The 22276-nt window shown below is 55.4% G+C and carries 17 protein-coding genes; 6 read left to right on the forward strand and 11 right to left on the reverse strand.

Annotated elements, in window-relative coordinates; all coding sequences use genetic code 11:
* The first annotated feature begins 23 nt into the window (after positions 1 to 23).
* From GRPL_RS04735 to aspC, 5 genes are all read left to right on the forward strand, one after another.
* Complete coding sequence (locus tag GRPL_RS04735) at positions 24 to 1313, forward strand: tyrosine-type recombinase/integrase (protein ID WP_032700443.1); 1290 nt, start codon at positions 24 to 26, stop codon at positions 1311 to 1313.
* Between the two features lie 259 nt (positions 1314 to 1572).
* Complete coding sequence (gene pncB / locus GRPL_RS04730; protein ID WP_032688578.1) at positions 1573 to 2775, forward strand: nicotinate phosphoribosyltransferase; 1203 nt, start codon at positions 1573 to 1575, stop codon at positions 2773 to 2775.
* A 177-nt stretch (positions 2776 to 2952) separates the two neighbouring features.
* Positions 2953 to 4353, forward strand: a complete 1401-nt coding sequence (gene asnS, locus GRPL_RS04725) for an asparagine--tRNA ligase (protein ID WP_004860113.1) — start codon at positions 2953 to 2955, stop codon at positions 4351 to 4353.
* A gap of 592 nt (positions 4354 to 4945) precedes the next feature.
* A complete protein-coding gene (locus GRPL_RS04720; RefSeq protein WP_032688579.1) occupies positions 4946 to 6028 on the forward strand; it encodes a porin in 1083 nt (360 codons plus the stop codon).
* 183 nt (positions 6029 to 6211) lie between these two features.
* Positions 6212 to 7402 (forward strand): aspartate transaminase, encoded by a 1191-nt coding sequence (gene aspC, locus GRPL_RS04715; protein ID WP_032695670.1) that lies wholly within the window; start codon positions 6212 to 6214, stop codon positions 7400 to 7402.
* A gap of 59 nt (positions 7403 to 7461) precedes the next feature.
* On the opposite strand, the gene GRPL_RS04710 is transcribed toward aspC, so the two are convergent.
* The 7 genes from GRPL_RS04710 to cmoM all read right to left on the reverse strand — a co-directional run bounded on the left by GRPL_RS04710 (position 7462) and on the right by cmoM (position 18068).
* Complete coding sequence (locus GRPL_RS04710; protein ID WP_032688580.1) at positions 7462 to 8109, reverse strand: MBL fold metallo-hydrolase; 648 nt, start codon at positions 8107 to 8109, stop codon at positions 7462 to 7464.
* 13 nt (positions 8110 to 8122) lie between these two features.
* Complete coding sequence (mepK, locus tag GRPL_RS04705) at positions 8123 to 8674, reverse strand: peptidoglycan L,D-endopeptidase MepK (protein WP_015584788.1); 552 nt, start codon at positions 8672 to 8674, stop codon at positions 8123 to 8125.
* 180 nt (positions 8675 to 8854) lie between these two features.
* A complete protein-coding gene (gene ldtD, locus GRPL_RS04700; protein ID WP_032695669.1) occupies positions 8855 to 10645 on the reverse strand; it encodes a L,D-transpeptidase in 1791 nt (596 codons plus the stop codon).
* A gap of 184 nt (positions 10646 to 10829) precedes the next feature.
* Positions 10830 to 15278 (reverse strand): chromosome partition protein MukB, encoded by a 4449-nt coding sequence (gene mukB, locus GRPL_RS04695; RefSeq protein WP_032688582.1) that lies wholly within the window; start codon positions 15276 to 15278, stop codon positions 10830 to 10832.
* On the reverse strand, positions 15278 to 15982 hold the full coding sequence (gene mukE / locus GRPL_RS04690; protein ID WP_004860098.1) for a chromosome partition protein MukE: 705 nt from the start codon (positions 15980 to 15982) through the stop codon (positions 15278 to 15280). The genes mukB and mukE overlap by 1 nt, the downstream gene beginning before the upstream one ends.
* A complete protein-coding gene (gene mukF, locus GRPL_RS04685; protein WP_032688584.1) occupies positions 15963 to 17285 on the reverse strand; it encodes a chromosome partition protein MukF in 1323 nt (440 codons plus the stop codon). The genes mukE and mukF overlap by 20 nt, the downstream gene beginning before the upstream one ends.
* A gap of 3 nt (positions 17286 to 17288) precedes the next feature.
* A complete protein-coding gene (gene cmoM / locus GRPL_RS04680) occupies positions 17289 to 18068 on the reverse strand; it encodes a tRNA uridine 5-oxyacetic acid(34) methyltransferase CmoM (RefSeq protein ID WP_032695666.1) in 780 nt (259 codons plus the stop codon).
* 121 nt (positions 18069 to 18189) lie between these two features.
* Here cmoM and elyC point away from each other — a divergent pair, with 121 nt between their 5' ends.
* Positions 18190 to 18969, forward strand: a complete 780-nt coding sequence (elyC, locus tag GRPL_RS04675; RefSeq protein WP_032688586.1) for an envelope biogenesis factor ElyC — start codon at positions 18190 to 18192, stop codon at positions 18967 to 18969.
* Here elyC and GRPL_RS04670 read toward each other — a convergent pair.
* The 4 genes from GRPL_RS04670 to GRPL_RS04655 all read right to left on the reverse strand — a co-directional run bounded on the left by GRPL_RS04670 (position 18946) and on the right by GRPL_RS04655 (position 22238).
* On the reverse strand, positions 18946 to 19839 hold the full coding sequence (locus GRPL_RS04670; RefSeq protein ID WP_032700444.1) for a YcbJ family phosphotransferase: 894 nt from the start codon (positions 19837 to 19839) through the stop codon (positions 18946 to 18948). The two genes, elyC and GRPL_RS04670, sit on opposite strands and share 24 nt — an antisense overlap.
* Positions 19840 to 19981: 142 nt before the next feature.
* Positions 19982 to 20728, reverse strand: a complete 747-nt coding sequence (kdsB, locus tag GRPL_RS04665) for a 3-deoxy-manno-octulosonate cytidylyltransferase (RefSeq protein WP_032688588.1) — start codon at positions 20726 to 20728, stop codon at positions 19982 to 19984.
* Positions 20725 to 20907: a Trm112 family protein gene (locus GRPL_RS04660; protein ID WP_004860086.1), complete on the reverse strand. Its 183-nt coding sequence runs from the start codon at positions 20905 to 20907 to the stop codon at positions 20725 to 20727. Before GRPL_RS04660 ends, kdsB begins: the two co-directional genes overlap by 4 nt.
* A gap of 101 nt (positions 20908 to 21008) precedes the next feature.
* The gene (locus GRPL_RS04655) at positions 21009 to 22238 is read right to left on the reverse strand and encodes a winged helix-turn-helix domain-containing protein (protein ID WP_032695664.1); all 1230 of its coding nucleotides are present in this window, start codon (positions 22236 to 22238) and stop codon (positions 21009 to 21011) included.
* Positions 22239 to 22276 lie beyond the last annotated feature (38 nt).

Genomic DNA, 22276 nt, shown 5'->3' on the forward strand with positions numbered 1-22276 from the left:
CTCTTGGGCGCTGGGGAGGAAGAATGGCTAAACCGTCATATCCAACTGGCGTTGAGAACCATGGCGGATCGCTTCGCATATGGTTCATTTATCAGGGTGTCAGGGTTAGGGAAAACCTTGGCGTTCCTGACACACCAAAAAACAGAAAGACAGCTGGCGAGCTAAGAAGCTCAGTATGTTTCGCAATCAAAATGGGAAACTTCAACTATGCCAGCCAGTTTCCTGAGTCTCAAAACTTGAAAAAATTCGGGGTTGAGAAAAAGGAAATAACAGTAAGCGAAATCGCTGAGAAATGGCTTGAGCTCAAACGTATTGAGATGAGCAGCAACGGATTTGTGGGTTATGAGTCCATTGTCAAAAACATGGTGCCAAGGATTGGCGGTGACAGGTTCATTTCCTCAGTAAACAGAGAGGATTTGCTGATTATCAGGAAGGAGCTTCTGACCGGGTGGAAAGTGCCTAAAAAAGGGCATAAACCATCAAAGGGAAGAACGGTACCCACTGTTAACAACTATATGACCACTATTTCAGGAATGTTCAGTTTTGCTGTAGCGAGTGGGTACACGGCAGAAAACCCGTTTAACGGTATATCAGCTTTGACAAGAAGTCGCCCAGATCCCGACCCTCTTTCGAGAGATGAGTTTTTGAGGCTTCTTGATAGCTGCAAGCACACTCAGATCAGGAACATCTGGGCCCTGGCAGTGTACACCGGCATTCGTCATGGAGAGCTGGTTTCACTGGCCTGGGAGGATATCGACCTGAAAGCGGGAACGATGATGATCAGGAGGAACTTTACGCCGACAAATGAATTTACCATGCCAAAAACTAAAGCTGGAACGAACAGGGTTGTTTTCCTCATTGAACCAGCAATAGAAGCACTCCGCAGCCAGGCAGAGATGACAAGGTTTGGTAAACAGCATGAAGTAGAAGTAAACCTACGGGAGTATGGGAGAAAGGAAAAGCACGAATGTACGTTTGTGTTTGATCCGCGACTAACCGGGCGAAACTACCTTGCAGGTGACCATTATGCAGTCGGGTCGATAAAGAAAATTTGGGATGCTCATATTAAGCGCGCCGGCCTTCGACACCGGAACGCTTATCAGACGAGACACACTTATGCTTGCTGGTCTCTGTCAGCCGGAGCAAACCCGAACTTCATCGCCACACAAATGGGTCATGCCGATGCACAGATGGTTTACAAGGTTTATGGAAAATGGATGGCGGAAAAAAACACGGAGCAGGTGGCGCTTTTGAACCAGAAACTATCCGATTTTGCCCCATCCCTGCCCCATGATGAAGTGATGAATGGATAATATATTGTTATATCATTATGTTACATACCAACATGCTACATATTGATAACACAAGAGGCACGAAATGCGCTCGACCCGGTGCAAAGCTTGTGGTGTGATCCCTGTTCAATATATTAAACTAGGCCTCGCAAATGACCGTCAGCGTCGCCATCGACCGTCACTGCGGGACAGAGTCGGGTAATAAAGGTATACTCCGCCTCCTTTTTTCTGCTTCGGTTTTTGATGGAAACGCTCCAGTGAGAGGACGCTACTGCGCACCATGACACAATTCACTTCTCCTGTACTGCACTCGCTGCTCGATACGGACGCCTACAAGCTGCACATGCAGCAGGCTGTCTTCCACCGCTACGGCGATGTACACGTTGCGGCGGAGTTCCGCTGCCGCGGGGACGATCTGCTCGGGATCTACGCCGACGCAATTCGCGAGCAGGTTGAAACCATGCGCGACCTGAAGCTGCAGGACGATGAATATCACTGGTTGTCTACCCTGCCGTTCTTTTCCCAGGATTATCTCGACTGGCTACGCGACTTCCGTTATGACCCGGGCCAGGTCACCGTCAACAATGAAAACGGCAAGCTGAATATTCGCCTGTCCGGTCCATGGCGTGAAGTCATCATGTGGGAAGTTCCGCTGCTGGCGGTGATTAGCGAGCTGGTCCATCATTATCGCTCGCCGGAAATCAGCGTCGATTTAGCGCTGGAAACCCTCGAACACAAGCTGGCTGATTTTGCGCAACTCACCGCCGACCTCGATCTCAGCCACTTCCGTCTGATGGACTTCGGCACCCGCCGTCGCTTCTCGCGTGAAGTGCAGCAGGCCATCGTCGAACGTCTGCAGCAGGAGCCGTGGTTTATCGGTACCAGCAACTACGATCTGGCTCGCCGTCTTCATCTGACGCCAATGGGCACTCAGGCGCATGAATGGTTCCAGGCGCATCAGCAAATCAGCCCCAGTTTAGCCAACAGCCAGCGCGCGGCGCTGGCAGCCTGGCTGGAAGAGTATCCTGACAAACTCGGCATCGCCCTCACCGACTGCATTACCATGGACGCTTTCCTGCGCGATTTCGGCCCGGAGTTTGCCAGCCGCTACCAGGGGCTGCGCCACGATTCCGGCGACCCTGTCGAGTGGGGCGAAAAAGCCATCGCGCATTACCAGAAGCTGGGGATCGACCCCATGAGTAAAGTGCTGGTCTTTTCCGATAACCTCGATCTGGCAAAAGCCGTCGATCTCTATCGCCACTTCTCTTCGCGGGTCAATCTGAGCTTCGGCATTGGTACGCGTTTAACCTGCGACATTCCACAGGTTAAACCGCTAAACATCGTGATAAAGCTGGTGGAATGTAACGGTAAGCCGGTCGCGAAGCTCTCCGACAGCCCGGGGAAAACTATCTGCCACGACAAGGCGTTTGTCCGGGCACTGCGTAAAGCCTTTGACCTTCCGCCGGTGAAAAAGGCCAGTTAATCACCACATTCATCATCGCAAGGAGCCGCTCTGGCTCCTTGTTCTTTATTTATTTCCGAAAACTCCCCTTGATGGTGCGAAATCTGCTTGTCTGATGGAAGATGACAGGTAACATAGATATCCCCCATTATCGGGGGAAACAGATTTTTTTATTGGACTACGAATAGAGAGACTATTATGAGCGTTGTGCCTGTAGCCGACGTACTCCAGGGCCGTGTTGCCGTTGACAGCGAAGTCACCGTGCGCGGATGGGTACGTACCCGCCGAGATTCAAAAGCTGGCTTTTCCTTCCTGGCCGTCTATGACGGTTCCTGCTTTGATCCTGTACAGGCCGTTATTAATAATTCTCTGCCCAATTACAATCAGGAAGTGCTGCGCCTGACCACCGGCTGCTCGGTCGTCATTACGGGTAAAATCGTGGCATCTCAAGGCCAGGGTCAAAGTTTTGAAATCCAGGCCAGCCACGTTGAAGTGACAGGTTGGGTAGAAGATCCGGATACCTATCCGATGGCCGCTAAGCGTCACAGCATCGAGTATCTGCGTGAAGTTGCGCACCTGCGTCCGCGTACCAACCTGATTGGCGCGGTCGCCCGCGTGCGTCATACCCTGGCACAAGCGCTGCATCGCTTCTTTGATGAGCAGGGCTTCTTCTGGGTTTCCACGCCGCTGATTACCGCCTCCGATACCGAGGGCGCGGGTGAAATGTTCCGTGTCTCCACGCTGGATCTGGAAAACCTGCCGCGTAACGATCAGGGCAAAGTAGATTTCGATAAAGACTTCTTTGGTAAAGAGTCGTTCCTGACCGTATCCGGCCAGTTGAACGGTGAGACCTATGCCTGTGCGCTGTCTAAAATCTACACCTTTGGCCCAACCTTCCGCGCCGAAAACTCCAACACCAGCCGCCACCTCGCGGAATTCTGGATGCTGGAACCGGAAGTCGCGTTTGCCAACCTGAACGACGTCGCAGGCCTGGCGGAAGCCATGCTGAAATACGTCTTCAAGGCGGTACTGGAAGAACGCGCGGACGATATGAAGTTCTTTGCCGAGCGCGTGGACAAAGAAGCCGTTTCCCGTCTGGAGCGCTTTATTGATGCCGACTTCGCTCAGGTCGATTACACCGACGCCGTCACCATTCTGGAAAACTGCGGTAAGCAGTTTGAAAACCCGGTTTACTGGGGCGTGGACCTCTCTTCCGAGCACGAGCGCTACCTGGCTGAAGAACACTTCAAAGCGCCGGTCGTCGTGAAAAACTATCCGAAAGACATTAAGGCGTTCTATATGCGCCTTAATGAAGACGGTAAAACCGTCGCCGCCATGGACGTTCTGGCGCCTGGCATCGGTGAAATCATCGGGGGTTCCCAGCGTGAAGAGCGCCTGGATGTGCTTGACGCGCGTATGGCGGAGATGGGTCTTAATAAAGAAGACTACTGGTGGTACCGCGACCTGCGTCGTTACGGCACCGTACCGCACTCCGGCTTTGGCCTGGGCTTTGAGCGTCTGATCGCCTATGTCACCGGCGTACAAAACGTGCGTGATGTGATCCCGTTCCCGCGGACTCCACGCAACGCCACATTCTGATTAATTTTTCTTATCATTGCCGAAGGCCAGCGTAAGCTGGCCTTTTTTTATGTCAGGCTCTGTTAATGAATATCAAGAAATTTAAACATCAACCCTTCCAGTTCACATTTATGTTACTCACTATTACGACTTCTTCTCATCCCGCAAACCGCACCTTATGTTCATTCATCGACGAAATGCCTGATAATTTTGTTCATTTTTTAACCTCACGCAGCACAAGATGTAAAGACAAATGCTGAGCGAAAAAAAAGCGAAATGCAGACATAAAATGCACAAATGGGTCTTTATCTAAATTAATCATAATTAATTCATATAGATATATATGGTCTGTTTGTTTTACGAGCAAAGTGGAACGGAATTTTGATTGAGTTCACAAAGTTCCAGAAAATACACATTTAGTTACATACTTTTTCTTATTGTTACTCATATGCGACATTGGTAGCATTTTCCGGCTAGCGAAACGCTGGCGCGGATGGAAAGATGCCTTCAGACACCAAACTATCATCAATAGTTCTGTAAATTTTTATTGACGGAATTTATTGGCGGCAGTGGCAAGTGTTCATATAAAAAATATTAATGAGGGTAATAAATAATGATGAAGCGCAATATTCTGGCAGTGGTAATCCCTGCCCTGCTGGTAGCCGGCGCAGCTAACGCTGCAGAAATCTATAACAAAAACGGCAACAAACTGGACTTCTACGGGAAAATGGTTGGTGAGCACGTCTGGACCACCAATGGTGACACCAACAGCAGCGACACCACCTATGCACGTATCGGCCTGAAAGGCGAAACCCAGATCAACGATCAGCTGACCGGTTACGGCCAGTGGGAATACAACATGGATGCGTCCAACGTTGAAGGTTCCCAGGGTACCAAAACTCGTCTGGCCTTCGCGGGTCTGAAAGCGGGTGAATACGGTTCATTCGACTACGGCCGTAACTACGGTGCTATCTACGACGTTGAATCCGCAACCGATATGCTGGTTGAGTGGGGCGGCGACGGCTGGAACTACACCGACAACTTCATGACCGGTCGTACCAACGGCGTAGCGACCTACCGTAACTCTGACTTCTTTGGTCTGGTTGACGGTCTGAGCTTCGCGCTGCAGTACCAGGGTAAAAACGACAGCAGCCGTGCTATCCAGAAACAAAACGGCGACGGCGTCAGCACCTCTGCGACCTATGCATTTGACAACGGTGTCGCGCTGTCTGCAGGTTACGCCTCTTCTAACCGCAGCGTCGCACAGAAAGCTGACGGTAACGGCGACAAAGCTGAAGCATGGGCAACCTCCGCTAAGTACGATGCCAACAACATCTACGCAGCAGTCATGTACTCTCAGACCTACAACATGACCCCGGAAAACCAGGCGAACTACTTCGCTGGCAAAACTCAGAACTTCGAAGCCGTTGCTCAGTATCAGTTCGACTTCGGTCTGCGTCCGTCCATCGGCTACGTTCAGACTAAAGGTAAAAACCTGCAGGGTCGTACCGGTTTCTCCGGCGGCGATGCTGACCTGGTTAAATACATCGAAGTGGGTACCTGGTACTACTTCAACAAGAACATGAACGTCTACGCAGCATACAAATTCAACCTGCTGGACGACAACAGCTATACCGAAACTGCTAAAGTGGCCACCGATGACCAGGCTGCAGTCGGTATCGTTTACCAGTTCTAATCAGTACACCCCTTCGTGATATGCCTAAAAAGCAGGACTTCGGTCCTGCTTTTCTACATTACTAAGATAAAGATCGTAACTTTCGAAAACCTTCTCGCTTTTTGTCGCAAACGGTTGGCAATTTGTAAATCTCCCGTTACCCTGATAGCGAAATCCCCTCAGTAATCACAATGGAACCTCGTCATGTTTGAGAACATTACTGCCGCCCCTGCCGACCCCATTTTAGGACTGGCCGATCTGTTTCGTGCCGATGACCGCCCGACTAAAATTAACCTCGGGATTGGTGTTTACAAAGATGAAACGGGTAAAACCCCGGTCCTGACCAGCGTTAAAAAAGCAGAACAGTATCTGCTGGAAAATGAAACCACAAAAAACTATCTGGGTATCGACGGTATTGCGGAATTTGGTCGCTGCACCCAGGAACTGCTGTTCGGTAAAGGAAGCGCCATCATCAGCGATAAGCGCGCACGTACCGCCCAAACCCCTGGCGGCACCGGCGCCCTGCGCGTTGCCGCTGACTTCCTGGCGAAGAACACCGCAGTAAAACGCGTCTGGGTAAGCAACCCGAGCTGGCCGAACCACAAAAGCGTCTTTAATTCCGCTGGTCTGGAAGTTCGCGAATATGCCTATTACGATGCGGCCAACCATACCCTCGACTTCGACGGTATGCTGGCAAGCCTCAATGAAGCCCAGGCGGGTGACGTGGTTCTGTTCCATGGCTGCTGCCATAACCCAACCGGTATCGATCCTACGCTGGAGCAGTGGCAGCAGCTGGCGCAGCTGTCCGTTGAAAAAGGCTGGCTGCCGCTGTTCGACTTCGCCTACCAGGGCTTTGCCCGTGGTCTGGAAGAAGATGCCGAAGGTCTGCGCGCGTTCGTTGCGCTGCATAAAGAGCTGCTGGTTGCGAGCTCCTACTCGAAGAACTTTGGCCTGTACAACGAACGCGTGGGTGCCTGCACGCTGGTTGCGGCAGATGCCGAGACCGTTGACCGCGCCTTCACTCAGATGAAGTCGGCAATTCGTGCGAACTACTCCAACCCGCCTGCGCACGGTGCGTCGGTGGTGGCGACGATTCTCAGCAACGATGCACTGCGTGCTATCTGGGAACAAGAGCTGACCGATATGCGCCAGCGTATTCAGCGTATGCGTCTGCTGTTCGTCAATACCCTGCAGGAAAAAGGGGCCAGCCGCGACTTCTCTTTCATCATCAAGCAAAACGGCATGTTCTCGTTCAGCGGCCTGACCAAAGAGCAGGTGCTGCGTCTGCGTGAAGAGTTCGCGGTTTACGCCGTGGCTTCCGGACGTATTAACGTTGCGGGCATGACGCCAGATAATATGGCGCCACTGTGTGAAGCGATTGTCGCCGTGCTGTAATCTCGCAGCCGACAAAAAAAGGCCGCTTCCGCGGCCTTTTTTATATCCCGTCACGGTGATTACCAGACGGGCATTTCATCCTGCAGGAAAGGATTGTGCAGACGCTCATAGCCCAGCGTCGACATCGGCCCGTGACCGGGAATAAACGTCACGTCATCACCCAAAGGCAATAACTTACGTTTAATCGCATCAATCAGCTGACCGTGATCGCCGCGCGGGAAATCGCTGCGCCCAACGCCACCTTTAAAAATCACATCGCCGGAAATCAGCAGCCGGGAAGCATCATCAAAAAAGACCACGTGTCCTGGCGTATGCCCGGGACAGTGCAGCACCTGCAGAGAAATGTTCCCCACGCTGACGACGTCGCCTTCATTGAGCCAGCGGTCCGGCTGCAACGGCTGGCAATCCTCCAGACCAAACATCCGGCTTTGCGCCGGCAGACCTTCCAGCCAGAACTCATCTTCTTTTTCCGGTCCGATAATCGGCACGCCATAGTGTTGTGCCAGTTCGGCCGCCGCACCAACGTGATCGAGATGACCGTGGGTGAGCAAAATCTGCATCAGGCTGACGCCTGCTGCCGCAACTTCCTGTTTGATTCGCTCAGCGTCACCGCCGGGATCGACCAACGCGGCGAGCCTGGTTTGCTCGCACCAGATTAAAGAACAGTTCTGAGCGAACGCGGTAACCGGAATAATACGATAGTTCATGATGCTCCTTTCGTTACCAGTGCCTGACCGGACCGGTATCAATATGCACAAAGTTGCTACGTGGGTAGTATCCTACACCACCTGCGCCCATAGATAACGCCGCTTTGCGAACATTGCTTAACGAAATGCCTTCTATGTGGAAATCCATTGCCTGTCCCTTGGTGTGATAGCTATGTTTCGCCACACCACGGCTTCGTGCACGGAGCTCGTCATTGGTATCAAGGGAACGATAGCCTGAGATAAGCTGAACAGGTTTATTGGTACCAAGTAATCCCTGCAGACGATAGAGTTGATCAAACAAACTCGGATCGATTGGCTTAATTTTATTCGCGCGAAAATCACGGAAAAAATGGTTAAGCCTTGCTAATTCATCCTGAATATAGCCTCTGCCATCGAAAAACTCCGCCTTGAGTGATTCACCAGTATGCAGGTTATTCAACGTCAGAATACGCGGTCGGGGGGTCGAGAGGGTAGCAAATGCCGGCGCAGGCAGAATGGCGGCAGCACCGAGCGCAGCCCCACCTAACGCCAGCAATTTGCGGCGATTAGCGTCAAATTTGTCCATGATAATCAGGTCTACAAGTAAATGAATCGAATATATGCACTTCTGGCGCACGAAAGGCACCTTACCGGGCATTATTGCCAACGTCAAGGTAGCCTAACCCCAGTAAATACGGGCCCTGTAGAGGAACAGGGCCTGTTTTCACTGAGAGTTAGGACAACGAAATTCGTTGAACTACTTCATTTACCTGATTAATTGTTCTGCTTTCGCCAGAATTTGTGCGCCAGATCGCGCGGTGAGATCGTAATTGTAAATATCTGTGCGATATTGCATGCGGCCGTCCGCATCGACGAAGGCGGTCAAGTAATAGAGATTGACCGGGATATTCTGGCGGATATTGACATAGCGGGTATCGCCCTGCTTGAGCGCATCGGAAATCCGCGTGTCGTTCCAGCCGGCATCCTGCAGCAGCATATTCGCCAGCTCCGAGGCTTTGTTGACCCGCACGCAGCCGGAGCTTAAGGCCCGCACGTCTTTCTGGAACAGATTGTGGTTCGGCGTATCGTGCAGATAGATAGCATCGGAGCTGGGCATATTAAACTTATAGCGCCCCAATGAGTTACGCGCGCCAGGCGCCTGCTGAAAACGGAACGGCAGATTGTTTTCGGTGATCGTCGACCAGTCAACCCGATACGGGTCGATAGCCTCTTTGCTGTTCCAGCCGCGCATCACGGTGTAACCATGCTGCTCAAGATAGCCCGGATCGTTACGCACCTTCGGCAGGATATCTTTGCGCGCCAGCGTTGGCGGTACGTTCCACGGCGGGTTAACCACCACGTTGTTTAGCGCGCTGCTCATCATCGGCGTTTTACGATCCGGCCGCCCGACAATCACTCGCGATGCCAGCACCTGGCTGCCATCCTGGTAATAGACCAGCGAGAAGGCCGGAATATTGACCATGATGCCGGTAGACAGTTTTCCCGGCAGCAGACGCAAGCGCTGAATGTTCAGCGCCAGCACGCCGGCGCGCTGGGCCGCAGAAACGTTGAGCCAGTCACGGGTGGATTGACCAATCACGCCATCGGCGCCCAGCCCCTGCCAGGCCTGGAAGCGCTTAACGCCCTCAACAAGCTGGCGATCGTAGACGCCGCGCGCCGCGGTTTTACTCTTCTTCCCGGCAGATGGACTGACAACATCCCCCGGCAGAGCAATTTTCGCAGAATCATCAAGCATACCGTTGCGCTGTAAAATTTCGCGCAGCGCGCCAATGTCGTTACTCCACTCTCCTGGACGTAGCGACGCGTTGCTGGTCAGCTGCGGCCACGGACGGGAATCGGCCACCAGCGCCAGCAGCGCCCGATGCATCGCCTCATACTGCGGATGCTTCGGCGCCAGTCCGGCAATAAACGGCACCAGAGAGCCATTATCCAGCGCCAACTGCCACTGGTTAATCACCGACAGCGGCGGGGTCGCCATGGTGTACGGCTTCGTTCCGTACAGCCAACGATTCCCCTGCACCGGAATACCGCTGATAAAATGCAGGTATCCCATCATGGCGTCGGAGAGCACGATGTCGCGAGCCATACCGCTTACCGCCGGATCGGTCAGCAGACTTACCCAGGTGGTAAATTGCGGCTGAAAACCGGCGATGGCGACCTCAGCCAGCTGCTGCTGGAAAGCCTGAACCGCCCCGCGGTTCTCCCACATCGGCTTCATATCTCTGGCCGCATAGAGCGACACCAGCGGGTTCATAAACACGGGCTGATAGCCGGCCGGCAGCTGTGCCGTTATCGCGGCGCGACTTTTTTCTGCGGCGCCGGCAGCCAGCGGCTGTTCCCCGGCCATTTTCGCGACCGTCGCGGACTGACCATCGCTCTGGGTAAGCGCAGACGACAGCTCCCCCATCGTCGCAGAACTGTCTGTGGGTACGATTTCAGGCTCTTCGGCCTGGGCATTAAACAGTGGAGCAAATGCAAATGCCAGGCTCAAACTCAGCGCTGACAATTGACGACCATAGCGTTTTTTTAGCAACATCCCTTGCCCCCTGTTGTCACATTGCCGCCCGTAAAAACGGGTTTTACTCTCAGTATATAGAGGCGCAAAAGCTTTTGCCTCCCCAAATGTAAAGAAGTTTAAAGATTATAAAGCGTTAACTTAGCGAATCCGATAACAAAAAGGGCGACATCAAGTCGCCCTTTTATCTATCGATCGATGACCGCTAAGAGGCATCCGCCGTTCCAGGCAGCGTTTCCGGCAACTGTGCGGCAAAGCCGCGCAGCCCGACAACGTGGACGTGTTCGTGATTATTAAACACTTTACGCACTAGCTTATAGGTGGTGCCTTTTTCCGGGCTGATGTTTTCCGGCGCCGCGATAATCAGCTGCATCTCCAGACGTTCGCACAGCTCGAACAGCGTGGCGATAGAGCGGGCATCGAGACGCGCCGCTTCATCAAGGAACAGCAGACGGCACGGCGACAGGTCTTTGCCGCGCAGGCGACGAGACTCATCTTCCCAGCTCTGCACTACCATCACCAGAATCGACATCCCGGTACCGATAGCTTCCCCGGTGGACAGCGCGCCGGATTCTGCGCGCAGCCAGCCGTCGGAGCCGCGGTTGACTTCCACTTCCATCTCCAGATAGTTGCGGTAGTCGAGCAGCTCTTCGCCGATGGTCTGCGGCGTGCGTTGCCCCATATCGATCTGCGGGTTCAGACGCTGATACAGCTTCGCCAGCGCTTCCGAGAAGCTCAGGCGGTTGCTGTTAAACAGATCCTGATGCTGCTCGTGCTGTTCGGACAGCACATCAAGCAGCGTCGAGTGGGTTTCCCGCACGTTGACATTCAAGCGCACGCTGTTGACCTGGCCGAAGGAGACGCTTTGCAGCCCCTGGTTGAGCATACGGATGCGGTTCTGCTCGCGCTGGATCGTTTTGCGAATAATATTGGCTACGCTGCGGGAGCTGATGGCCAGCTTCTGCTCGCGGTTGGTCAACTCTTCCGTCAGACGGCTCAGTTCGATTTCCATCTGTTCAATCGCTTCTACCGGGTCGTCGGTGCGGATAATATCCTGACGGATACGCTCGCGCAGATGCTGGTAGACAGCGACAAAGAACTGAATTTTACGTTCAGGACGTTTCGGATCCTCGGAAACACGCAGCACATCGCGCAGATGTTCGTTATCCGATACGGCCAGACGCAGCGCACCCAGCGCTTTATCCGACATCGAGCGTAGCTCGTCAGCGGAGAGGTAGGCCAGCTCGCGGCGATGCAGACGACGTTCGACCCCGTTATCTTTCACCAGCCGCATAACCGCACACCAGCCCGCCTTGGCGCTCACTACCTGCTCACGCATTTCGCAGTAGTCGCGCTCAAGTTTACGCAGCCTGCGGGTCAGGTTGTCCATTTCGGCTTCACAGAAAGTCAGCGCTTTTTCCAGCTGATTCCGGCGTGAGCGGTTGTTGCTTAACTGCGTATGCAGCTGATCGCGGCGCGCACGCGCACGCTCTTCCGCACCGCTGTCGGCGCGTACGCCGATATCCTGCAGCTCTTTGTACAGATCGCTCAGCAGCTCTTTTTTGGTATCAAAGGAGCTTTTCAGCGACGCCAGCACCTGATTGTACTGGTTCAGCTGCGCGGAATGGGTACGCATCGCGTCGCGGGCGCGGCTGCGTTCAGCCTCCGCCTGCTCCAGGCGCTGACGCAGTTTTTCATTGAGATCGCTGTTGCCGTTCAGCATTTCCGCCGAATCGGAATAGCTGAAGTGGGCACGACGCTGAACCACTTCGCTCAGCGCAAACGCCTGCTGACGTGCATCGCGCTGCATCTGCTGCGCATAGGCATAGTCTTCTTTCAGCTGTTCAAACTGTTCCGGGTCGCTCTGCAGGACGGAAACGATCGGCTCCAGTTTCGCCAGCTGATTGCCATACTGTTGAATAAAGCGCGCCGCTTCCTGGGCTTCATCCAGCCGTTCCTGAATTTCGTCAACGCGGTCGGCCAGCGTATCGTCCGCCAGCAGGTTAAGGCGCGGCAGCAGGCGGTTAAGGGCGGAAACCCCCTCTTTCGCCTGCTCAAACTGCACCCGGTTCTGCTGGTTGTCGCTTTCGTGCGCGTTGAGCGCGCGCTCCAGCTCGCCGCGGCGGCTGTTGAGCTTACGGATCTCTTCTTCCGGATCGTCTTCAAACGCGACGGCCAGATGGCTGCCGATAAAGCGGCTGAAGGCCTGGTGCTGACGCTGCGTTTTCTGCACGTCAAAAGAGAGGGTCGCAAAACGCTCTGACAGATCCTCACGCTCGGCATGCAGACTCTCGATGCGGCTTTCACGCGCGGCGCGGCCAAACAGCGGCAGGGTCGGGAAACGCGAGTAGCGCCACTGGCGATCGGCTACCTTAACGACAACCGCTTTTTCCAGCTCATCGACGCTGAATACGCTGTCATCGAAGGATTGCGGATCGCCCTCGATCAGATAGAGATCTTCCGGGCAATCTTCCAGCCCTTCCAGCTGTTCGGCGATCTGCGCCAGATTGGGTACCACGATCGCGTGACGCGACGGGCCATACAGCGCGGAAAAGTACGGGGCGTCTTCAAGGCTGACATCGTCATAAATTTCCGACAGCAGTACGCCACCAAAACGTTCAGCCAGGGCGTTCAGACGGGGATCTTCAGACCCTCCCGGCTGGCTGAGGCGCTCGATCTCTTCGTCGATGGCGCGTTTACGGGCGCCCACTTCGTCACGTTCGACGATGGCTTCGCGCTCGCGCTCCAGCAGCTGCTGGAGATATTCAGTGACATCCTGGCTTGATTCAAACTGCTCACCGCTCTGCTCGCAGAGCTGGTTGAGGCTATTTTGCGCGGCCAGCCAGATCGGCGCCCGACGCAGCAGAGACTGAGTGCGCGACTGCAGCTGCTCCAGTTCCTGACGCAGGTTCATGCGCTGTTCACTGGCAGAAGAGACGCTGTCGGACAAGGAGGCGATGCGCGCTTCCAGCTCCTGATGCAGCGCTTCCAGATCGTCGATCTCGTAGCGTTTACCCTGACGCTTGCAGAATTCACTCAGCTGGCGTTCGGCATCCTGCTGCTCGCGCAGACGTTGTTCCAGCTCGGTCAGACGGCTGCGCAACCCTTGTGCCTGCCCGGCGAGGTGACGCTGGTTGACGCCATCGCGCAGCAGCTCGCGCGCCACGTCCCAGGCCTCATTACGCGCCAGCGGGCCGTTGATGGCCGCCACCAGCTGGTAAGCCTGCTCAAACTGACCGTGGGCGGTCTGCGCCACGCTCATTTTTTGTTCCAGCGACAGCATTTTTTCCGTCGCTTCTTGCTCTTTGGCCTGGAATGTTTCCAGCCATTCGTCGGCGCTTTCCGGCGTTAAATCCGGTAAATGACACAGCGCCTTCGCACGTTCCAGCGCCTGCAGCGCCTGGTTGTATTGAATGGCACGGGTCTGCTGCACATCCAGCGCCTGCTGGTAGTCGGCGAGCTGGCTTTTCAGCTCATCCACTTCCAGTTCAGCGGCCTCTGCGCGGGCTTCGTTCTCTTCCTGCAAATCGGTCGCTTCGGCGACGACTTCATTCTGCTCTTCAAGACGAATCTGCAGTTCATCGAGATCCGCTTCATAGCGCTCGATTTTTTCCTGCTGGCGCAGCGCGGTTTGAACCAGATTCAGATGGTCGCTGGCCGCCTGATAATCGGCTTCCAGATCGCCTTCAGCGCCGTTATGTTCCTGCAGTTCACGGGCCATATCGACGTGCTTATACTGCTCTGCCGCCAGCTGCGCCCGCGAGGTAAAGAGATCGCGACGATACTCCAGCGCTTTGTCCAGATGCACGCGACGTTCGTTGGCGTGACGCATATAGTCCGCCGCAACATAGTTCGTCGCTTCGCTGATCAGGTGTTTAAACAGGTCGCGATCGGACTGGGTGACGCGAATGGCTTCGAGCGTCATGCGGTTTTCGCGCAGCGCGGCTTCCATATCCTGGAACGCTTTACGCACGCCGCTGTTTTCCGGCAGCAGGTAGTCGCGCAGCGAGCGGGTAATGGTGTTGGAGATCCCGCCGTACAGCGAGGCTTCAATCAGGCGATAGTATTTGCTGCGGTCGGAGGCCGAACGCAGACGACGCGCGACAACGCCCAGATCGAACATCAGCGAGTGATAATCGGTTATCGAGTTGAACTGCTTGAACTGCACCCCTTCCATCTCTTCAAGCTTGTCTTTCAGCTCGTTGAGGCTCAGCACGCGCGCCTGGCGCTCGTTAAGGGTTTCCGTCAACAGCTGGGTCGGCTGAATGGACATCGGCAGTCCCTGGATAGCAAACGGCTTGATATCCACTTTACGATCGCGACCGGCGATCTGCTGCAGGCGCACGCCCACGACCACGCGCTGGTGGTGCGAGTTGACCACGTCCAGTACCGAATAACACACCCCGGCCCGCAGCTTCCCGTGCAGACCTTTATCACGCGAACCGCTGGTGGCGCCCGCTTCGGTGGTGTTACGGAAGTGCAACAGGGTCAGATCCGGAATCAGCGCCGTGACGAAAGCCGCCATGGTGGTCGATTTCCCGGCGCCGTTGCCGCCGGAGAGGGTGGTGACCAGCTCATCCAGATCAAAGGTGCGGGCAAAAAAACCGTTCCAGTTAACCAGCGTCAGCGAGCGAAATTTACCGCGTTCTATCATTACTCTTCCTCCCCGCTATCCGGCTGATTCTCTTCATTCTCGTCATGGAGCCGCAGATGGTTTTCCAGCGCCATCGCTTCGCCGTCGCGAATCATGCGCAGCTGCGCCTCACGCGGATCGTCGCCGACGCGAACGTCAGCACCGAAGCGGAAGACCGACTCGGTGATACGAAATTTGCTGCTGTCATGGCCCATAAACCAGACCATGCCCAGGCGGCGCAGACGGTTGAGCGACGCGCGCATTTTTTCCTGCAGCTTCTGGCGGTCGAGATCGGACCCGGTAGAACGGTTGTTCACCAGCTTCAGCAGTTTAGCCTCGTCCGCCAGGGTCAGAAGCTCGTCGTAAAGCTCCTGCTGGGTAAAGATCCCTTCGTTAGCCAGCCGTTCCGGGCTGAGATAGAGGTAGCAAAGAATTTTGCCGACCATCATATCCAGCTCGGAGAGCACCGAGCGCGGAATCAGCGTCGTGGAGCGCGGGCGCAGATAGAAAAACCCTTCCGGCGCGCGAATCAGCTCAACGTTATAACGCGCGTAAAACTCTTCCAGGTAATCCTGGAAATCCATCAAAAATGCGTGATTATCCAGTTCGTCCAGGCCGATATGACGGCCTGCTCGCAGGGCGCTATCCAGCGCCGGAAATAACGGATTGCCCAACGCCAGCGCCAGTTTAACTGGCATCACTTGTTCAATATTTGTCGATGACATGCGCCTGTACCTTGGCTCCGTAATCATTAATCGGCTGCCATTTTGCCGGCAGTCCGGTGAAATCTGCTTGTGCGACGCCCAGGCGTACCGCCTGATCGACGACGATTCGCGCCACATCAAAATGGCGAGCTCGCGGATACTGCGCCAGATATTCGCGCACCACCAGACCAAGGTCCAGCGGGACGCCTTTGTCTTTGTAAACCACCAGCTGCGCTTCAATCAGCGCGGCGAGCTGCTCGCGAATTTCGTTAAACTCTTCGTATTCCAGATCCGCCGGGAGCTCCCCGGTGACCTCTTCATCACGCAGCGCCATCTCTTCATCGCGCATATCCAACAGACGATCGGCGCTGGCGTGAGTCAACGCCCACGGGGCGTCAAAGTAGGTCTGGATCGACTGACGCAGACGCTGGGCGAAGACACGGTTTTTATCCATATCGATAGCGGTACGGATAAATTTGTGCACATGGCGATCGTAACCGATCCACAGGTCGATAGCCTGCTGCCCCCAGCTGACGATACGGTCCAGTTTACTTTGCAGATCGAAGACTAAGCGGTCGACAAAATGCAGGTCGTCGCGCGCAATTGTCGCATCCTGAATTCTCAGCAGGTTAGCCTGCAGCTTATCGCCTGCGGCATCCAGCGTATCCTGCAGCTCGCGCAGGGTGCCAGAGGTTTCTGACAGCAGCAGCTCACAGCTGGAGATCGCCGCGCGCCAGTCTTTGTTCAGCAGCTGAGCGATATCATCTTTGACCAGCTGCTGCTGCTCATCCATGATGCGCTGTGTCAGATCGATACTGTCGAAAATCTCCGCAACCGAATATTTCAGCGGCGCAAAGACGTTGCGATGCCAGTGAAACTCATCGCCGCCCTCTTCTGCCGAGTCGGCTGCGCGCTTGAGCTCGCCGGCGACGATCGACAGCTGCATCGACAGACGCAGAGTGGAAAATTCGCGTTGCCGAATATAGTAGTCGGTAATACCGATACCCAACGGCGTCAGGCGATAAATCGCGTTGCCTTCCGTGATTTCGCTGGTAAAGCGGTTCAGCAGACGTTGGCGCACCATATCGTTGATCGCATTATTGGCGCGCTGGCTGATGGTTTCGCTGGTCTGCTCAAACGCATCACTGACGTGGCGGAACGCATCCACCAGTTCTCCCTCGGTCATTTCCCCTTCGAGCCGCTCGCCGTTCAGCGTAGCAACCGCCAGCAGAAACGAGAGTCTGTCTACCGGCAGCGAAATAGAAAAATCATTTTTTCTGGCCCAGGCAACCAGTTCGGGGACTGTCTGGGAAAATTCACTCATAGTTTATCCTTGCATCTGCGGCTTAAGCGCTGTGACATGAATGTAGCGACCCAGGCTGATATACGGCTCCTGGCGACAGTAGCGCGTCTCCAGCTCCAGCAGCGCCGCAAAATTGTCGCGCTGTTTGCGTTTTTCACGCAGATAATCATGAAACACCCGCACGCCGGTCTTACCGGTAATGTGCCAGCCCTGCTCTTCCAGCCAGCCATAAACCTGCTGCGGGGAACGCGGATAGTCCGGCGACAGCGTACGTTTTTTCTTTTTCGGCATGCCGAGTTGTACGTAGTCGAAGTTCCCGACGACCATGTTATGCATCAACAGACCGTTAGCATTGTAGAACATTAACGATAACGCACCGCCGGGTCGTAAAACCGACCACAGCGTACGTAGCATCTCCTGCGGCTCGGCCACCCACTCCAGCACCGCATGAAACAGTATCAGATCGACCGGGCTTTCCAAATGCTGCGCAATATCCTGAGCGGCGCATTGTACAAAATGCATGTTGTCGATCACACCTTTATCGGCAGCAGCCTGCCGGGCGCGCGCCACCATTTCAGCCGAAAGATCGCATAACGTCACATGGTGGCCCATTTCCGCGACTTTTACCGCCGTTTGCCCTTCGCCGCCGCCCGCGTCAAGAACCCGAAGCGGCCCTGGCCCCAGCTGGCTCAACAGCGGTTGCAGATCCTGCCACAGAATGGCCTGACGCAGTTCGCCCTTGGTGGTGCCGTAAATATTGCGCGAAAACTTTTCAGCCATGTCATCGAAATTACGATCTTTCACGGACGGATCCACCTGCCAACACAAAGCCGCTATTTTGTCATACCCACGCTGAGAATGAAGCGATCTGTTATAAGATCCGGACATAACTTTGGTTATATGGTTAAAAAAGGACCCATCTGGCATGCTTTTTACACTGAAAAAGTATTTAGGCGGCATGATGCTGCCGCTTCCCCTGCTGCTGTTGCTGATGGCGGTCGGCATCGCGTTACTGTGGTTTAGCCGTTTCCAGCGTACCGGCAAGCTCTGCGTCAGCCTCAGCTGGCTGCTGTTGCTGCTGTTGAGCCTGCAACCGGTAGCCGATAGTTTGCTCAAACCAATCGAAGATAAATACCCGACGTGGCGCAATGCAGAGCGCGTGCAGTACGTCGTCGTACTTGGCGGGGGCTACACCTGGAATCCGGAGTGGGCGCCCAGTTCAAATCTCATCAACAACAGCCTGCCGCGGCTGACGGAGGGAATCCGCCTGTGGTATGAGAATCCGGGCGCGAAACTCATCTTTACCGGCGCAGCGGCGAAGACGAATCCCGTCAGCACGGCAGAAGCCGGCGCCAGAGTTGCGGAGAGTCTGGGGATACCGCGCAGCGAAATTATCGTTCTGGATAAACCCAAAGATACCGAAGAGGAAGCCGAGGCGGTGAAACAGGCCATCGGCGATGCGCCGTTCCTGCTGGTAACTTCCGCATCGCATTTACCCCGGGCGATGATTTTCTTCCAACATGTCGGGCTAAACCCGCTGCCGGCGCCCGCCAATCAGCTGGCGATCGCGTCACCTCTCAATCCGTGGGAACAGGCGATCCCTTCTCCCGTCTGGCTGATGCACAGCGATCGCGTCGGCTACGAAACGCTGGGACGCCTCTGGCAATGGTTAAAAGGCAGCTCAGGCGAGCCAGGGGAGGATTGATTTAGCGGCCAGGTCAAACCGGGCGCGGTCAAAGCGCCCGGTATTGACGAGATTATCCACCTCATCCCACAGCAGATAGAGCCAGCGTCGCCACAGGAAAGATTCAGCCACCGGCGCACGGCGCAGATAGCGCCACAGCAGCTGCTCCGCCTGCCCACCGTCGGACAGGCGAAACAGTTCATATTCTCGCGGCGCCCACAACATCATGCCCGGCCCGACCATCGCCAGCAGCTGATCGCTACGCGCATCTTTCAGCATACTGCGCAGCGTGAAGCTGCCGTGGACCAGCACACAGTTATCATTAAAATCTTTCAATAAATCCGGAAGGCACTCGCGGGCGCGGAACAGAATCCGTTTATCCTGCATCGTCAGGCCGGTATCCTGATACAAATTAAGGGTACTCCACAGCATCTCTACCCGCTGGCGGTACCAGTGCGGCCACAGGTTTTCCTGGGTGCTGTCCACCATACCGACGCAGCCGCCGCTATCGTGCCGGTGCCAGGCCAGAAGAGCTTCCACGATCTGCTCCTGCAGCTGTTCCCAACGCTCAGGCGTACGGGCCGGCGCTTCCGCAGAGACTCCGCGCAGCCGCTCAATCAGCAACACGTCCGGGCCTGGATGCTCTTCATGCGTCAACACCCCGTAGACCACCGGCATGCGCGCGGTACCGCTGCGCGCCAGCATGGAGATTTTCCACGCCAGCTGGCGGGCAACCCCGGGCGTGGTAAAGCTTCTCGCCAACAGCGGCAGCGGGTTTCCCTGCGCGTCATACAGCGACCACAGCGCCGAGGAGGGTTTCTCGCTGATACACTCCACGCGGCTCAGTTTTTCTCCCAGCAGGTGGCTAAGTTCGGTTCGCAGCTGTTCCATCTCTGATTACCCCTGTGAATACTACTGGTTTTATAATGAGCGCCAGCCGCAGGGATGTCATCAGGTGAGATCAAAAAATTTGGGGAAAAAGTATGGAAAAATAGCTTGAGGATATCCCCTCACGACGGAGGGGATGAACGGATTAACGCAGCTCTGCGCGCACGCGCTCCAGATCTTCTGGCGTATCGACACCGGTCCCCGGGACAACTTCGGCCACCGCGACATGGATTTTTTCGCCGTACCACAGCACCCGCAGCTGCTCCAGCATTTCGATCTGTTCCAGTGGACTCGGCGCCCAGCTGACGTAGCGACGGATAAAGCCGGCACGATAACCGTAAATACCAATATGACGCAGCAGAGAATCACCGATAGTCTCGCGTGATTGCGCAAAGCGATCGCGATCCCACGGAATGGTGGCGCGGGAGAAGTAGAGCGCATAGCCCTGCGCATCCATCACCACTTTCACAGCATTCGGATTAAATGCTTCCTCTGCGTCGTGAATCGGAACGGCGAGCGTTGCCATGCCGCAGGTATTGGCCGCCAGATTCTCAGCCACCTGGCGTACGATCGCCGGCGGGATCATCGGCTCATCGCCCTGGATATTAACGATGATCGTGTCATCACTGAAGCCGCACTTTTCAACAACTTCGGCCAGACGCTCGGTCCCGGATTGATGGTCCGCACGGGTCATGCACACTTCGCCGCCGGCAGCCTCGACCGCACGCGCAACATCGTCATGATCCGTCGCGACGATAATACGATCGGCCCCGGATTCGCGCGCGCGCTCCAGAACATGAACAATCATCGGCTTACCGTTGATATCCTGTAGAGGCTTGCCCGGCAGACGCGTGGAGGCAAAACGCGCAGGAATGATGACCACGAAACTCATGAATGGCTCTCTCCCACGGCTAGTGCGCGGGCTTCGGTTTCCAGCAAGACGGGAATGCCTTCACGGAAAGGAAAGGCCAGGCTGTCAATTTTGCAGATCAGCTCTTGCTTATCCTGGCTGTAGTAGAGTTTACCGTTGCAGACAGGACAGGCGATGATTTCTAGTAAACGGTGATCCATGATTCCTCCTGATGGACCGAATAGATTCCGCAGCAGCATATCACATGATGGCAAACTCAGGGATCCGTTTGCGGCAAAGGCTGAGCGGGGTGTGGCCTTGTTCAGGCCGGGGAAATCTCCCAGCCCTGCTGACGGTCAGAGAAAAGCCCCGGCGGCAAACGACCGAAGGTTATACGTTGAGCCGACTGCCAGAGAGCAAACTCTTCAATCGCCCGGTGCAACCCTTTCTCCAGCCCCGAGGTGACCCTGACCCCTTCTTCCAGCCACAGCGAAAAAACCTCCAGAACTCCGGTTTTCCGATGCACCTTGCTGTCCATTCTGCCCACCAGTTTTCCCTGGTGCAGCAGCGGCAGAACAAAGTAGCCATACTGACGCTTCGGCGCCGGCGTGTAGCACTCGAGGCGATAGCTAAAATTGAAGAGTTGCTCAGCGCGTTTACGGTCCCAGACTACCGGGTCAAATGGCGAGAGCACCGCGCTATGGCTGGCGGCAAGTTTGCCGCCGGGCGCCGATTCCAGCTGCCCGAGCGCTTCGTGGTGGAGCCACATGTCGCCCAGTTCCTCGACCTTCACCGGGACCACCATGCCTTCCTCCTGCCAGTTCGCCAGCAGCGTCGATAAAGCGGGCTGGCGGAGCCGATAGTAATCAGCCAGCCACTGGGGGCGAAAAATGCCGAGGCTCCGGGCACTGTTGCGCAGCATTAACGCCTCCGCCTGCGGCTGCGTCAGCGCATCGCGCTCATCGTCCCAGTGCGGCATCACGCGATGCGTCAGGTCATACACCCGCTGAAAGTTACGCCGCTCCACGACCATCACTTTACCTGCGGTAAACAGGCCTTCCAGATGGCGCTTATGCGGTTTCCATTCCCACCAGCCGCTGGCGCCTTTGCGCGGATGTTCAAAGTCAGCCGAACGAACCGGACCATTCTGCGCGATATGCTCCAGCAGCAGCTGAATATCGTCCGCATGTTCCGTCATCCACGCCTTGTGATACTTCCAGCCCATATTATCGGGCGTCAGCATGCGGTGGCGCACCAGGGCAAAGTCGCTACGGGGCAGGAAACAGGCTTCATGAGCCCAGTATTCCATCAGCTCCCCGCTGCGCAGGGCGTCCTCCAGCCAGCTTTGCGGATAGCGACCAAGACGGCTAAAAAGCACAAGATAGGGGCTGCGGGCAACGACGTTGATGGTATCGATTTGCAGCAAGGACATCTGCTGAACAGTTTGCAGAATATCGCTGGCGCGGGCACGTCGCCGGGGCTTCTTCAGCAATCCCTGCGCCGCAAGGTGGAGATGACGGGCTTCTTTAAGCGACAGTTGTAATACCGACATGCAGGTTCTCCGTAAAGGACTCCGGCACAGCGTTATTG

The sequence above is a fragment of the Klebsiella planticola ATCC 33531 genome (assembly GCF_000735435.1).
Lineage (GTDB): Bacteria > Pseudomonadota > Gammaproteobacteria > Enterobacterales > Enterobacteriaceae > Klebsiella > Klebsiella planticola.